At 40.2% G+C, this 15,835-nt stretch carries 12 protein-coding genes and 1 pseudogene; 6 read left to right on the top strand and 7 right to left on the bottom strand.

Going from position 1 to position 15,835, the window contains the following annotated elements; all coding sequences use genetic code 11:
• Positions 1–50 precede the first annotated feature (50 nt).
• The 3 genes and pseudogenes from HWQ42_RS09300 to HWQ42_RS09290 all read left to right on the top strand — a co-directional run.
• Positions 51–1,490, top strand: a pseudogene (locus tag HWQ42_RS09300) (NACHT domain-containing NTPase); the annotation flags it as partial.
• A 293-nt stretch (positions 1,491–1,783) separates the two neighbouring features.
• Positions 1,784–2,251: a DUF29 domain-containing protein gene (locus HWQ42_RS09295; protein WP_292811226.1), complete on the top strand. Its 468-nt coding sequence runs from the start codon at positions 1,784–1,786 to the stop codon at positions 2,249–2,251.
• A gap of 625 nt (positions 2,252–2,876) precedes the next feature.
• Positions 2,877–4,547 carry an MBL fold metallo-hydrolase gene (locus tag HWQ42_RS09290; protein WP_292811224.1) on the top strand — a complete coding sequence of 557 codons (1,671 nt, stop codon included), beginning with the start codon at positions 2,877–2,879 and terminating at the stop codon, positions 4,545–4,547.
• Between the two features lie 54 nt (positions 4,548–4,601).
• Here the strand turns inward: HWQ42_RS09290 and HWQ42_RS09285 are convergent, their stop codons facing one another.
• The 7 genes from HWQ42_RS09285 to HWQ42_RS09255 all read right to left on the bottom strand — a co-directional run bounded on the left by HWQ42_RS09285 (position 4,602) and on the right by HWQ42_RS09255 (position 10,827).
• The gene (locus HWQ42_RS09285) at positions 4,602–4,913 is read right to left on the bottom strand and encodes a DUF6679 family protein (RefSeq protein ID WP_012408115.1); all 312 of its coding nucleotides are present in this window, start codon (positions 4,911–4,913) and stop codon (positions 4,602–4,604) included.
• A gap of 574 nt (positions 4,914–5,487) precedes the next feature.
• A complete protein-coding gene (locus HWQ42_RS09280; RefSeq protein WP_292728880.1) occupies positions 5,488–5,706 on the bottom strand; it encodes a hypothetical protein in 219 nt (72 codons plus the stop codon).
• 282 nt (positions 5,707–5,988) lie between these two features.
• Positions 5,989–6,777: a Nif3-like dinuclear metal center hexameric protein gene (locus tag HWQ42_RS09275; protein WP_292811221.1), complete on the bottom strand. Its 789-nt coding sequence runs from the start codon at positions 6,775–6,777 to the stop codon at positions 5,989–5,991.
• Between the two features lie 32 nt (positions 6,778–6,809).
• Positions 6,810–7,559 (bottom strand): hypothetical protein, encoded by a 750-nt coding sequence (locus HWQ42_RS09270; protein WP_292811219.1) that lies wholly within the window; start codon positions 7,557–7,559, stop codon positions 6,810–6,812.
• Positions 7,560–7,850: 291 nt separating this feature from the next.
• Positions 7,851–8,264, bottom strand: a complete 414-nt coding sequence (locus HWQ42_RS09265) for a secondary thiamine-phosphate synthase enzyme YjbQ (RefSeq protein ID WP_292811217.1) — start codon at positions 8,262–8,264, stop codon at positions 7,851–7,853.
• Between the two features lie 215 nt (positions 8,265–8,479).
• Positions 8,480–9,562, bottom strand: coding sequence for a glycosyl transferase (locus tag HWQ42_RS09260; protein ID WP_292811215.1), 1,083 nt, complete (start codon positions 9,560–9,562; stop codon positions 8,480–8,482).
• Between the two features lie 71 nt (positions 9,563–9,633).
• Positions 9,634–10,827 carry an aminotransferase class V-fold PLP-dependent enzyme gene (locus HWQ42_RS09255; protein WP_292811212.1) on the bottom strand — a complete coding sequence of 398 codons (1,194 nt, stop codon included), beginning with the start codon at positions 10,825–10,827 and terminating at the stop codon, positions 9,634–9,636.
• Between the two features lie 334 nt (positions 10,828–11,161).
• Here HWQ42_RS09255 and HWQ42_RS09250 point away from each other — a divergent pair, with 334 nt between their 5' ends.
• The 3 genes from HWQ42_RS09250 to HWQ42_RS09240 all read left to right on the top strand — a co-directional run bounded on the left by HWQ42_RS09250 (position 11,162) and on the right by HWQ42_RS09240 (position 15,816).
• Positions 11,162–12,622, top strand: a complete 1,461-nt coding sequence (locus HWQ42_RS09250) for a TM0106 family RecB-like putative nuclease (RefSeq protein ID WP_292811210.1) — start codon at positions 11,162–11,164, stop codon at positions 12,620–12,622.
• 71 nt (positions 12,623–12,693) lie between these two features.
• The gene (locus tag HWQ42_RS09245; RefSeq protein ID WP_292811207.1) at positions 12,694–13,878 is read left to right on the top strand and encodes an esterase-like activity of phytase family protein; all 1,185 of its coding nucleotides are present in this window, start codon (positions 12,694–12,696) and stop codon (positions 13,876–13,878) included.
• A 315-nt stretch (positions 13,879–14,193) separates the two neighbouring features.
• On the top strand, positions 14,194–15,816 hold the full coding sequence (locus HWQ42_RS09240) for a serine/threonine-protein kinase (protein ID WP_292811205.1): 1,623 nt from the start codon (positions 14,194–14,196) through the stop codon (positions 15,814–15,816).
• Positions 15,817–15,835: the final 19 nt, after the last annotated feature.

Below are 15,835 nucleotides of genomic sequence, written 5' to 3'. Positions count from 1 at the left end.
AAATTTATGTCGGTTGCCTCGAAATAAATTAATATCACTTGTTTTCCCTAACATTACAGTCAGTAATTAATAATGTGGAATATTGGCAATGGTTTTTCAAAGCCAACAACACCATCCTCATTCATGCTGCCTTTTGGCTAGCCCTGATCTTTGCCTACCCAAAATTTCCCCAAGTCCAAGCCATCTTCTTCTGGAACCCTTGGGTACGCCGGATTCTCGGCGTCGGCTATGTCGGCTTTCTCCTTACCTGGTTTCCACCCTTCCGGCGCAAATTATTTGAACCATTCAAACCTTCCCTATTAGCCGATGCCGGCTTAGATAATTTTTATGAGCAATCATACTTCCCAGAATCTAAAGTCAAAGTTCCCGTCTCAGGAGATATACTGCCAATTACCCCAGCCTTACCCAGTATTCAAGGACAAATTATCTTAGAAGGAGATTCCGGCTTAGGCAAGTCGATGTTTCTGCGGCATCTGTTGAAAAACTCCCAACGCATTGTCGTTTATCTCCCCGCCCAAAAGTGTAATAAAGGCGTAATTGAAGCCATCCAAGACAAGCTACACGGCCAAGCCCAAGATGCCGGCTTCCTAAAAAACCTGATTTACAGTGGTGCAATAGATATCTGCATCGACGGACTCAACGAAGTCACCGCCGAAACACGGGCTAAAATCTGCCAGTTTGTCGAAAGCTATTTCCGGGGCAACATTATAATGACTACTCAGCCCCTAGAATGGATACCGCCCTCAACAGCAAAAATATACTACTTGCACCCCCTTGAACAACAACAAATTCAACAGTTTTTGATATCCCGTCAGCCGCGACTCCCCAAAGATGCCAAAGTTCAAGGCGATGATTACGCCAAAGCCTGCACCAATTATTTAACAGAAGTCCTCAATAACCAGCAAGTCAAAGAAGAGTTAAACGCTGCCCAACGAACTCTTTCCAATCCAATGGATTTAACTGTGGTAGCGCTGATGTTATCACAAGGTAAATATCCAAACTTGTTTCGCCTGCAAGAACAGCAATACAATTTAATGGCGGCAGAATACCTGCAAGAATGGAAACAAGAATTTCCCTTAAAGAAATTCTCAGCCGCAGTCTACCAAATGCGACTCGAAGACAAACAAGCCCTACCCGCAGATGAATTTCACCAAGTTGTCATGTCCTTGTCAGACGAGAAATACAAAATGGTAGTCAGCCGTCAGTGGGAAGGTGAAAAAGGCGAAGCCAAGAAAGAATGGTACTTCCGCCACGATAAAATCATGGATTTCTTCTTGGTGCAAAACTTTCTCGGCGAAACTGATGCCGCCGAAGGAATATTAGTTGATAGAATGGGCGACCCGCGTTTTCGTGGTGTTTATTTCTTGCTAGCAACCTTACTTCCTTTAGATGCAGCCAAAGAACTGCGAGAAAAATTGATTCAATACGCTGCCGACACCAAAGACAACACGGTGAGTAATACCTTTGTGCAGTTGTTGCGAACTAGATAATCCGTTATTCGTACCTGTGTAGCCGCGTTCATGCACTGTACCGCAAGCAATTCCATTGTCTTGGCTCTAAGAGGATGTTTGAAAAGTTTTCTTCTCGGTAACAAAACGTTCTAGATTCCCCTAAATCCCCCGATAAATTGGGGGACTTTGATTCCGGTTCCCCCCTTTTTTAAGGGGGGTTAGGGGGGATCGGTTAGTGCCTCAAATCACAGCCAACCACTTTTCAAACAACCTCTAAGTGCGATCGCATTCATCGCTATGATCGAGTCAGTAACTAGGAGTTGATATGAGAAATGCCTAACCCGCTATACGATCAAGATTTGCAATTATGGATTGAGCAAACCATTCAACAGTTACAAAATCATGAATTTGAGGCGTTGGATATTGAGCATTTGATTGCAGAACTAGTTGATTTGGGTAAAGCAGAAAAAAATGCGCTCAAAAGCAATCTGACAATTTTGTTAGCACATTTACTCAAGTTACGCGTTCAGTGTGATGTCCCCGATAGCATCAAAGGCAGCTGGTATAGCTCCATACTTGAACATCGTCAGCGAGTTCTAAATAATTTGGCAGATACTTCTTCTCTCAAAAGTTTTCTGGTTGAGGCTGTGGAAAAAGCCTACCCAGATGCTCGTAAGCTAGCAATTAAGGAAGATAAGCTAGCTAAGTTTGGAATTCGCATACCCCACGAAAGTGAATATCCTACCGTTTGTCCTTTTTCGATTGAGCAGATTCTAGATGAGGATTTTTACAGGCTGTAGAAAATTGCTCCTGCTGTCATATTGCTTTACATCTAAATGGATAGACAGCTTGACCGAAAGGTTCTACAATCTGACTGATTGCGGTAAATTTACCTATTGCCCAATCCATATAAGCATAGTAAAGATTTTCTAGTGATTCCGTTTGATTGCGGAAGCACTAAATTAATATAGGAAAGTCTTGATTCAAGGGCAGCAAACAAATGGATGTAAAGCTGATTCTAGCCGGGTTAACAGTTATATTTACGCTTTCGTGCTTATTCTTTGGCACGAAAAACGGATTTTATGATTCAGATAACTATCACGGTAACGGCTCCGCACATTGAGATAAGTCTGTAGACCCTTTGGCGACTTGCTGTAGGGTGAGTTGACTAAAATAGCTCAGAACTTGCAAAGGGAAAATAAACAAGAGCCAGACTCCTTAAGTTACTAGCTTGATGGCTTTTCGTTAGCTCACCTTTCCGAACCAGTGCGGGTTCGGTGGAGGCGTCCTCCCCAATCAAAAATCTGTATTCTCAGGGTGTAGGGGCGCACGATAAAACTTACCCCTAAGTCACAAAACCAAAATTTTTGTAACTTTTGGCTTTTGGGATATGTCCATGATGATGAGGTTTGAGGGGAGGAGAGCATGAGGGATAATCTGTCGGCATCCTCTAGGGTAGATGCTGCGGAAGCGGGTACTGAATTAGAATGTTTGCCCTATAGTGTCCAACATGACAATGAGGGCGTGTGTTTATTGGTGAAAATGGGGCCACACCGCATCCTATTGGACTGTGGTTTTGAGGATATTTCATCGCTGGCTAAGGGGCTTACTAAGTCGAGAGGTGGAACTAGTTCGCCCCTACCAGCAGATTTAGTTTTGATTAGTCATGCTCACCCAGATCACGCCAAAGGCTTACTGGCGCTGCATAAAGCTTTTCCCAAGTTGCCTATTTATAGTAGTGAGGTGACTAGTAAGTTGCTGCCACTGAATTGGGTAGACGAAGACCCTGAGAAAATTTCCCAATTTTGTCATGCCTTGCCATTGCGATCGCCTATAGAATTGCAAGATGGTTTGGTGGCAGAATTATTTCCCGCAGGGCATTTACCAGGAGCAGTTGCAATTCTCCTGACCTACACTACCAAGCAGCGTACTTACAAACTACTGTATACAGGTGACTTTTTCCTGTCCAATTCCCGCCTAGTAGAAGGTTTACGTTTAGAGGAACTGCGGGGCTTAGACTTGGATGTGCTAATCATTGAAGGTAGTTATGGCACATCCCGTCATCCTCACCGCCGTAACCAAGAAAATCAACTAGCCGAGCGAATTAATCGCGCGATCGCTGACCATTGTTCTGTAATTCTTCCCACCCCGGCTTTAGGATTGGGTCAAGAATTATTAATGCTCTTGCGATCGCATCACCACTTCACCGGACGAGATTTGGATATCTGGGTAGATGGTGCTGTCGCCACTGGCTGCGATGCATACCTTGAACTGCTACCCCATCTCCCCCCATCGGTGCAGAACTTTGCCCGCCATCAACCCTTATTTTGGGATGAACGGGTGCGTCCCCGCGTGCGGCGGTTACAACCAGAACATCGTCCCACAGTGGGCAATTCACCTTGTATTGTCCTCACCGACTCGACATCTGATTTAGGTGAACATTGCCAACTAGATACCGGCCCCTGGCTGATTCTCCTACCAGAAAAAATTGATATAAAAGTTAATAAAGAATATTTAGCGCCCACCACTGTCGAAAGCTATCTCTTAGCTCAACATAGTGATGGCCCTGGTACTACGCAGCTAATTCATAATTTGCGACCCCAGCACGTCATTTTTGTCCACGGTTCTCCTGCCTACTTGGCAGACCTGACTAGCTTAGAGGAGTTGCAAAACCGCTACCATATACATTCCCCGGCGGCTGATACCTTAGTAGAACTGCCCATCGGCGACACATTTTTACAACCGGCAGCACCTGAGACTAACTACGAAGGCGAACTGACAGAGTTAGGAACAGTAATCACAATTACCCTACCCAATGTGATTACTGCCGATCCGCGTTGGCGGCAATTTGCCGATACTGGTTTAATCGAAGCTCGTTGGCAAGGGGAAGAACTAGTATTAAGGGGATTGTCTCAACGAGAACTGCTCAACCAAAACAGCGATCGCTATACATGGACAGATGTAGACTGTTGTGGTACTTGCCGACATCAAAGGGGGCAGCGGTGTTGGAACCCAGCTTCCCCGTTGTATAACTTTAAGGTAACTCTCGAAGGTTACTGTCCTGCCTTTGAAGGCTTATCTAATCCTGAGTCCTGAATGCTTAATGCTGAGTTAGGATTTGTTACTCAGCACTGGGCACTCAGCACGGAATTATTCTGGATTCGAGTCAGTGTAACGGTTGTGGATACGCTCTGCTTCGGGACAATCTTCAGTCATCAGAGGTTCTACATTACCGCGCGGTACTGAAGCCAATTTTTGCGTTACAGCACCAATGCTCTCGAGGCGAACCATTTCTTCCCAAGAACAAACTTCGTCCTCTTCTTCTGTTTCATAGCGTAGGGTCACTAAATCTCCCTCTATGTCTATGATGCGGGCGCGTTCAATCCAGCGTTGCTGGTCCCGCAAGAAAACACATACCTCGCGCCCATCGCAACACAGTTGATAAATCTTGCGGTGTAGCATGTACTGTTTCTGCCTTTTTAAACAACGTAGTTAAACCTGTCAAAATCTGGGTTCTACCCCATTACATTACACCTTTAAGAGGTTAATTTCACTGTTCAGAACAAGTACGCTTCATAACCCAATCCCAAAATTTGCTTTTAGTTGTCAAAATATCAGGATAATATTAGGTCATAAATCACATGCTCTAGCAATGAACTCAATCTCCCTCCGGCTTATTCTAGGGAATGTCTGCTTCTATAGAAGTCAAACAATTCGGTACCTGTCCTAACCAGGTTTATATTTGTTGGTGAGTCATTCTTACCATTATGTAATAAAGAATACTCCAAAACAATCGTTGATTGCGGTTGTTTAACTTGCCTAGTTTTAATCATTGGCATTACTGGGAAGTCCGGGGACTTGGCTTTACTTTTACCCACTTGTATCTGATCTTAACTCATTCTCTTGCTGACCTTGATGCTTTTCAACAACAACACCCAAATAGTTTTGAGTTTTTCAGGTTTTTGCCTGAAAAAAGGCAACAGTGTAAGGGAAGAGGTAGGGGGAAAGACCATGAGAAAATTTTACTCCAGAAGTCTCAGGAGGATTTATGTGGTAAGGGAAATTCTATAAGCGCGTTCGACGAGGATGCTTCTCGTTTAATTTTACCTGCGCGAACTGCATCATATAGGGCTGCAATATCTGGCAAATCCTCTGATTGATAGCATTTAGTGGCTAGCACCTGCTGGAGTAAACCCTCAGATTCAACACTAAGATATCCAGTTTGGAAAGCAGATGCAATAATTGTGCGAATCATCTTGATTAGGGCAGGGTGAGCAAATTATTAGGTCTAGTGTGGAACATTTTCTTCTCTTGCTAATTGATATGAAACATTGATACTGTGTGATTAGTATTACACTCAACCAGTGATTTACATCACAATATGATTTTTCGATACTCCGTCTATTAATATACAGAGATAAAAGGGCAGAGGAATTTTCAGCATCAATGTTGAGAAGCTGAATGTTTTAACAATAGTTAAAAGATAACAATCAATTTTTTCGATAAGCATCCACAAAATCCAATCAAGCATCAGTAATCAAGCAAAAAACTGGCGGAAATCTTCATCTTTTTGACTTAATTGCACCCAGTCTAAGTTTAAAGACTGGAATTTTTGCACCAAGCGATCGCAAGCCGGACGTTCAGTAGCGTAATGTCCAGCATCGATTAAAATGAGATTGCGATCGCGGCTTTCTTGAAACTGATGAAACTTACAATCAGAAGTCAGATAAGCTTGGGCACCAGTTTTGGCGACGGCTGAAATGTAACTAGCTCCCGAACCCCCTAAAACGGCAACTCGTGAAATTGTTTGCTGTAAATCAGCAGTCGGGGAAAAAATTAAATTAGGGGGAGCAAGTCGGGTTTGAATCGTTGCGAGTAATTCCTGTAATGTCAGAAATGGCTCTAGCAAACCAACACGACCATATCCTAATCCTCCTTGTGTAAGTACTATGGGAGTAACTTCTTTGAGTTCTAAAATCTGAGCCAAAACGTCAGCGGTCCCATCTTGCACTTGGTCAAAATTAGTGTGGGCAGTGTAAATACCAATATTGTGGGTAAAGGCTAACCGTACCATTTCAGCGATCGCTTCACCAGTGCGTAAAGATTTGAGAGGATTAAAAATCAAGGGATGATGGGCAAATATCAGATTAGCATTTTCTGCGATCGCTTCCTCCATTACCGCCAAAGTCGGTGTCAAGCACACCAAAACCCGTGTTTCTTCCTGCAAAACTCCTGGTTCAATTTGCCAGCCACAATTATCCCAACTTTCACACCAAGCAGGATTTGCCCATGCTTCAAACCAAGTAATTAAATCAGCAATTTTCATAATTATTTTCTTCAGCAATTTTTAATTGCTAATCAGCGTCTCTGTGGTTGAATATTTAATTTTAATGCTAATTGCTGGCGCATTTCTTGAAAAGGTTTGTTCCATACAGGGCTAGCATTCCAGTCCCATACTGCTACTGGAATAAGTTGTTCTTCAGCAAGATAAGTTAGTAGACGGTATTCATCTTCTGGTTCACGAGAAAAGGTAAAGGGGTTGCGGTAGCCTGTCTCACACAGTTTATAAGATACGACCTGACCATGATTAATACGTTGTAAAAGTTCCTTACCTTTGACAAGCAAATAATCCAAAAATAACAGACTAAAAGGCTCTATGTGTGCGCGTTTTTGTGGCTCTTTTTGTACCCATCTTGCCCACTCAAATCCATACATAAAATCATGAACATAACGGAAGCGCATTTCCGTTTTATTTCCGAACATCTCCGTCAGACAAACCATCTTTTCACAAAAAATTCTTAAGAAATAAATAGCGCCTTCTTCTGCGTTTAAAGCCTGTCTAAGCATACTACTTACCAGAAAATCAAAATCCCAAAATATGTTTTCTGGGAAGTTTTCTATTTGAGTACAGACTATACTTTCGAGAGTTTCTTGAAGAGTTGTGAGAATTTGAATGTCGGTGTTTTGTGGTGCAATCAAATTTCCTAATTCTGCAAAGCTGGTAATTAATGTTTTTTGGGGACTTAGTGACAATAATTTAACAGACTGCTGGGCAAGGATTTCATCAATAAGTTGAAAAGTATTCGTTGGTGTTAGTTTTTGCTTCATAGTAATAGTAATAGCCCAGACAGCTTACACCAAATATTAGTGTATATCGGCATAATTAGATTATTTAATAATCACCAATAAACTTAACTTTTGGATTTACAAATATACACGAATTATTGAGTGCATATCTGGTTAATTTTGCATCAATAATTGTGATAAGAAAGTTATCAAGGCTAAATTTATTTGATGCATATCGCCGTGACTTTAGGAGATTATATCCAAAAGGTAGACAGTATAACCAGAGTATTTAAACTCTACATAACTCCACTTTCAATAAAACTTGAGAATTGGCTAGCCAGAAATGTGAACAACCAATTCTCTGGAATGACTGCGCTGGCGGTGTTCCCAAATATAAATTCCCTGCCAAGTTCCTAGTACTAAGTGACCACGATTAATGGGGATATGTTCAGAAGTGTGGGTGAGTGCAGTACGGATATGTGCTGGCATATCATCGGGACCTTCTGCATCATGGATGTATTTGCCTGATTCTGGCACGAGTTTCGCCATAAAATTAGCTAGATCCACAAGAACATCAGGATCGGCATTTTCTTGGATAACTAAACTGGCTGAAGTATGGCGTAAAAATAAAGTACAAAGACCAGTTTCCACCCCCGACTCTGTAACTGCATCTGCAATTTTTGCAGTGATATTGTAAAAAGATTTGCCAGTAGTGGAAATTTTTAGTAACTTTTGGTAGTGAGTCACGTTGCTTCGCTCCGAATTCAAAATTCAAAATTCAAAATTCAAAATTAATGATTCCCATAAATAAATTTATGAGCTTGTATAATGAGTCGTTTTCGGTCATTTAAAACAGGAATTTTTGCATCTTATTTAATCCATGTTCTTTGGGTGGCTAATTCTAGAGTTTCTTTATCTATGCTTGAAGATTCCATTATTAATTGATGTTACTTTAAATAACTTTATTTCGTCTGTAAATAATTGATAACAGCTTTAGCGATCGCTTCATTCCCATCCTTAGCAATTAGTTGAGATTTTCTTGGAGGTTGGGGTAACTCATGGAGGAAATTCCAAGTCCCTTGAAAAAACTCAGATGGGGTGATGATTTGATGTTGATTATAATTAGTTATGCCTTCTACTATAAAAGTTGCTTCGGCAAAGTCTTCACGCGGTATGGTGACTATTGGTAATCCTAGTATTGTGGCTTCCGAAAAAGTACTATAACCAGGTTTAGAGACAACTCGCCCACAAATAGGCATAAAATCTACAGGGTGGTATTTGCGGTCATTAATTTTCACTAAATTAGGTAAATCAGGTGCAGATTGATCGAATACGATAAATTGCCAATCTGGAAATCGCGCCATGTTCTCATAAGGAATTTGCTGTAAACCTAAGCCGCCAAAAGTCAACAAAATAGTTTTTTCGACTGGTGCAGTTATTCCCCAAAGAGAACGTAAATCATTAGCAGAGTAACGGGGGGAACCGCCTGTTAAGCCGACATCTGTGATATTCTTAAAAGCTGGCATTGGTTCGTGGAAAGGGAGACGAAACAAGCGATCGCACTTTGAATACCAATCACTAATCCAATCTGCAACTGCGGTAAATTCACCTCCCCAATCCCGGTAGATAAAGTCCCACCCAAAGTTACTCATCATCCAGCAGGGAATATTTGCAGCTTTGGCAAACCCAGAAGCGAGGAAGGGAATATCAGCCAAAATGAGATTAACACGATTTTGGCGGATAAAATTCACCTCTGAGGCAATCAGCGAATTTTGATGCTTCTTAATATCCAGCAACTTTTCTAAAGTTGCTACTTTATCCATTGTCAAACTATCTGTTTGCACCACACCCAAATCAAATGCACGAGGACGATAGATAAAATCGCCTTCTATATAGCACTCTAGCAGCCAGCGTGGGGCAGTACTCACCACAATTAGTAGAACTTCTGGACATAACTTTTGAATTTTTGCAGCTACAGAAGCCGTGCGGGTAGCATGACCAAAGCCGTGGTTAGTTATCGCTAAGTATAAAATTGGGCGTTCCATTTTTAAGTTAGGAGTTAGGAGTTAGGAGTTAAAATCATAATCTCTACACGCTAACTTACAACTCCTAACTTTTAATTAATTTTGCAAAAACTTTGAATCGCCTCAATCAATAAGTCGATTTCCGATTCTAAAGTAAAGTAATGAACAGTAACACGTATACAGCTAGGATCGGCAATTGTCCGAGTTAATATCCTTTGTGAGTCCAAAAATTTTACCAACTTCAAATTAGCTTGAGGTTGCTTATTTTCAAGTTGAAAGGAGACTATACCGCTTTCGGGTGGGGAAGTTCGCAAACATTTAATATTGGGTAACGCCGTCAATTGTCGCCAGAGGTACTCACTGTTGTGGCAAATTTGTTCGTAACGTTCCTGTGACGTTCCCCATTGCTGATGAATTGCGATCGCTTCCTTTAACCCAAGATACAAGGGATAAGCTAATGTAGATACTTCGTATCGTCGCCCATCGGGAAGCCAATCCACAGGCTGAGATTGACTATCTACAACAATGCCATTCAAGCCAATAAACGTAGGCTTCAGGCTTTCTCGTGCTTCTGGTCGAACATACAAACCACCAGCACCCGCAGGGCCACATAACCATTTGTGACCAGTGAAAGCATAAAAATCTACTCCCAATTCAGTCAAGTTTAAAGGCAATAAACCAGCAGATTGGGCAGCATCTATCAGTAAAAAAGAATGATTATTCCTGCATACTTCGGCAATTTTATCAAGAGGTAAAACTTGACCAGTATTCCAAAAAACATGACTCAAGATCACAAGACGGGTCTTGGGACGCAAATGCTGGACAATAACTTCTATCGGATCGCCCTCATTTAAAGTTGCTTTTAGGGGACAGGTGGTAACTTCTACAGCGAATCTCCGCGAGATTTCCTGCGCTGTGGCAATTACACCTGGATGTTCGCAGTCTGAGAGCAACAGATGGTCGCCAGTACGCCATTCAATACCCCACATGGCGATATTACAGCCAACAGTGACATTCTGGGTGAGGGTAATTGTTTCAGATGGTGCATGAAATTCGGAAGCGATCGCAACTCTAGCAGCTTGAGTCTGGGGCGCTATCCAGCTATACGCCTCATTACCAAAGGGGCCTATTTCCTGAACATAAGCTTGAGTTTGGGTCATAGCATCCATTGCCCTCTGGGGCATCGGCCCTTGTCCCCCATAATTGAAATAAGCCTTATTCGCTAAAGCAGGAAATTGCTCTCGATGCCGATGCAGCTTGATTGGTGATGCAGAAATACTAGTCATAATTCACAGGGGATATCTGCTGTATACAGGCTATTGAAATTCAAAAGCGATTTTGTCATTCTCTCTCATCTGTAATTTGGGAGAAAAACAAACGCTTGTGCTGTTTAGGGACTTTCAGTGAAAAAACATCCTATCTCTGGGTAGCACAGATGTGCGTCCCTAAAAATTTACAAGTAATTTGGGATAATTTATTTTTTGGAAGTCCCTTACGCCAATAGCTAGATGTTGACAGTATAAAATAAACGGCAAATTAAGCGTGGACGCGATTGCCACTTCTAGATTTTAATTGTCACAGTTACTCCCAGATTGTGCTAATTCTTGTTAACTTAAAAGGATGCTAATTAATGCTGAACTCCTACTGCAATACCAACGCTGTAAACGCCGACCTTTTCTAGATATCCACGGTGACAAAAGTCAGCGCGATGCCCCTAATGAGTTGCTACGGAAACTCCAACAGGACAAAATCGCTCATCAGTTGAGTGCTTTGGCACAAATAACTTATCACCAACCAGATTATTCTTATGGAAACTGGGAAAAGGCAGAGAAGGCAACTTTAGAATTGATGCAGCGTGGGGTTGAGTACATCTATAAAGGAGTACTGTTAGCAAATTATTCTGAAGCAGACACCCTGCTAAGTCGTCCAGATTTACTCGTGAAACAACCAGGACAATCCCATTTTGGAGATTGGATCTATGTCCCGGCGAATATTGAACTGGGTAAGCGCCCTAAGCAAGAATATCAGGTTGTCGCTGCATTTCATGCCCAAGTGTTGGCAACAGTGCAGGGAGTTGCGCCTGAAACAGCTTCACTCATATTACGAACCAAAAATAAGAATTATGCAGTGGATCTGGGCAAATGGACACCACGGATGCAGCAGATTCTGGAGGAGTTTATTCAAGTTTTAGAGTCACCGAATCCGCCAGAGGTGTTTATTTCTCGCCAAAAGTGCAATTTTTGCCATTGGTATAGTGAATGTTATGCGATCGCTCAATCTGAAAAACATCTCTCACTGCTACCAGGTGTAACACCCCTTCGCTACACTCAACTCCAAGCCTTAGACATTATCACACTGGAATCTCTTGCTAACACCAGTCCCAGCAGCTTAGAAAACCTGCTTGGTTTTGATAAGCAAGTAGCGCCCAAATTGGTAGTGCAAGCTCAATCTACATTAGAAAAACGACCCTTAATTTTACCATATCCGCTACCAACAGAAGATATTACATTCACAGCGCCCATAGAGCTTTATTTTGATATTGAAGCCCAGCCAGACTTAGATTTAGATTATCTCTTAGGGGTTTTGGTCGTTAATAGACAGGCTAATACAGAACAATTTTATTCCTTTTTAGCAGACAAACCAGAAGATGAAGAATTAGTTTGGCAGCAATTTTTGGATTTGGTTTGGCAATATCCCGAAGCGCCAATTTATCATTTTTGTGTCTACGAGTTTGATACAGTTAAACGGTTAGCAAAACTTTACGGCACTCCACACTCCTTAGTGCGTCCTCTACTGAATCGATTTGTGGATGTGTATGAACAATTAACCCAAAGTGTAGCATTGCCCGTAGAAAGCTATGCCTTGAAAGCGATCGCTCGTTGGATAGGATTTGAATGGCGTGATAAAGAAGCCAGTGGTGCTAAATGTATTTACTGGTATGATCAATGGTTAGAAACAGGCGATCGCACCTTACTAGAAATTATCCAACGCTACAACGAAGATGACTGCCGCGCCACCCATAAAGTGAAAGATTGGCTTGTCAACTTTTTCCAAGATGAATATGATTTGCGACTTGCTTAATGAATGTTGAGCACTGATTATTCAGCACTCAGTACTATCTTGTTTATGATTTTAAAAATTTATAGTTTTCCATGAAGTTAATTAAAAAATTATTTGTATTTCCACGAATTATTTACTTTTTCATCCCGATTCTAATTATTAGTGTATTATTCACAAACTTACTATCAAATAGTGTTGAAGTCAGTAGTATAGAATTTATCGGGGAAGCCACCTTACCGAAAGGTTTAATTTTCCAAAAAGCTGAAGTAGGAGGTTTATCTGGAATTACATATAATGCTAAAAACAACCTTTATTACGCTATTGCAGATGATCGGGCACAAAAAGCTGCCGCTCGTTTCTACACATTAAAAATCGATTTTAGCAAAGGTTTACTACAAAAATCTGGAATTATTCCAGTCAGTATTACCATATTATTAAATGAAAATGGTCAAACATTTAGCCCTGGTGAAACTGATACAGAAGGTATTGCCTTAACTAATAAAGAAACTGTATTTGTTTCTTCTGAAGGCGATGCTGCAAAATTAATCAATCCGTTTATTAAAGAGTTCTTACTATCTTCTGGCAAAGAAATTGTAACACTACCCATTCCAAAAAAATTTTTACCAGATAAAACTAATCAAAAAGGTATCCGCAACAATTTAGCTTTTGAAAGTCTCACCATCACACCTGATAAAAAGCATCTATTCACAGCCACCGAAAATGCTCTAATTCAAGATGGTGTCGCAGCTAAACCTAACATCGGTAGTCCTTGCCGCATTTTGCAATACAACTTGCTCAACAATCAGCCAGAAAAGGAATTTCTTTACCAAACTGAACCAGTTGCACCATTTTTGAATCTGATTGGTAAATTCGCTAGTGGATTACCCGATTTACTTGCTCTCGATAATCAAGGACACTTCCTAAGTTTAGAACGATCTTTTACTGGTTTAGGATTTGCTATTTCCCTGTTTCAGGTTTCTTTAGAAGAAGCCGATGACATTCATAATATTGATAGCATTTTAGCAATTGATTTCAAAAATATTAAACCAGTTAAGAAAAAACTGTTGTTAGATTTGAGAAAACTAGATGTACTGCTAGACAACATTGAAGGCTTAACTCTTGGCCCAAAACTACCGGATGGTCAACAATCATTAATTCTCATCAGCGACAATAATTTTAACTCCCTACAACGCACTCAGATACTAGCCTTTAAACTTAAAGTTGAAAATCCGCTAATTAGATTATTACGCCGGGTACTCCCAAATTTTAAGCTTTAATAAAGGTGTTTAGGCGTAGCCCGTAATAGACATCGCAACTTGACTTTTATTTAGTTATTTCTGATTTATCCTGTGTATTCACTGAATATACTAGGTAACTTTATCTAGCTTATTTATAGTTTACGTGTAATTTCTCAACCGTACTCCTTAATAAATATGTTACACAATGTTTAATAGCTTTTGCAGAGGGCTTAAGCATATTTACAGCATATAATTAATTTTCTCAAAATTAGGATATCTCTTAGATTTAAATTTAATAATTAGCTAGACTTAATTAAAGTATTTTGCCAATAACATTTTTTATAAATGATTTTTATGCCAGAAAATAAAATTGAGAGTATGGTAGGGCAAAAAGCAGAATTAGACGATTACATCGGACAATTTTTAAACAATCGATATTTAATCAGAGATTTGATTGGCAAAGGGGGGATGGGTAGAGTTTATTTAGCAGAAGATACGGCTAAAGGCGGTATGCCAATCGCAATCAAAATATTATCACTTAGTTTGGCAAACCAACAAATGTCCCAACGTTTTGCCAGAGAGATTTTTATTGGCGCTCAATTGGGTCGCAAAAGTAAACATATTGTTCGCATTTTAAGTTATGGGGTTACTGAGGATAAAACTCCATTTTATGTAATGGAATACCTTCAAGGAAAAAATCTCAAACAAATTCTGAAAATTCAACCCTTGACAATATCGAAGTTTTTAGAAATTTGTAATCAAATTTGTTTAGGCTTGCAATGTGCCCACCAAGGTATCAGCCTTAAAGGAGAGATTTATCCTATTGTTCACCGAGATATTAAACCAGAAAATATATTTATTGCTGAAGATAGTAAAAAAGGTGAAATTGTTAAAATCCTAGATTTTGGTATTGCCAAGTTTTTAACAGAGCGAAGTGGGATGACCCTAACCGATTCTTTTATTGGCAGTTTGCCTTACTGTTCTCCAGAACATATGGAAGGGCGTAAACTGCTAGATGTCCGCTCTGATATTTATAGTTTGGGAGTACTAATGTTTGAGATGCTGACAGGGAAACACCCATTTCAAACAAAAAGTAACTCCTTTGGTACTTGGTATCAAGCCCATCGCTTTCAAATGCCACCTACAGTTGAAGAAGTAAATCCGCAAGTTAAAATTCCGGAAATATTAGAAAAAATATTGATGAGTTGTTTAGCTAAAGAAGTAAGCGATCGCCCTCAGAATATAAACCAAATATTAGAAGATTTAGCAAAAGTTAATGCTCAAGTTAATAATGTTATTTCTAACAATAGTACCGATATTATTAAAGTTTCACTTCCAGTTCAATTAGTACCGGCAACTTTATTATCAGAAAAAGAGTGTTTGCAGAAAACTTGGCCTAAGAATAAACCAATTGCGCCAATTGGATTTCCCCATTTACTACAGACTCCTCAAAGACCTATACCAACTTTTTGGGCAATGTTGCCCAAACAAGAAGTTCTAAAATTTTTGGATAAAATACATGGTACTGAATTTATTACTAAAATGAATGTATACCCCATGCTACTGTGGGTAACAGTACTATATGATGCCCAACCTTCTACAACTAAGTGGCTACCTTATTTTCTGGATCTAAAAGATAATAAGGGTCAAAATATAGCACGTAGTTTAGCAGAAGTAGGTTACTATCATTTACTATTTTTTCCCCTAGAAGATCCAACTCATTGCTCTCATGTAACGACTTTAAACCTCACGGCTAAACAGCGTCAACAACTTGTAGATTGGTTAGATATGAGTCAACAGTCAAATGAATTTATTTTGCCGAGTCAAGCTAAAAATATTCTAAAAGCAGAGTACGAAAAGCTGAAGTTAGACATATTACGAAACTTAGCCACACATCAAAAATCTGAGACAGAAGGTTTAAAAACTTGGATGAATAAATTCTTAAAAATGTTTTTAAAACTTCTATTGCGTCGTTGAAATTCTGCTATCAAAATCA

This window comes from Nostoc sp. JL23, from assembly GCF_017115065.1.
In the GTDB taxonomy this organism is placed as follows: Bacteria; Cyanobacteriota; Cyanobacteriia; order Cyanobacteriales; family Nostocaceae; genus Nostoc; species Nostoc punctiforme_A.
Note: the sequence above shows the minus strand (reverse complement) of the source record. Positions and strands in the feature narration are given on the sequence as shown.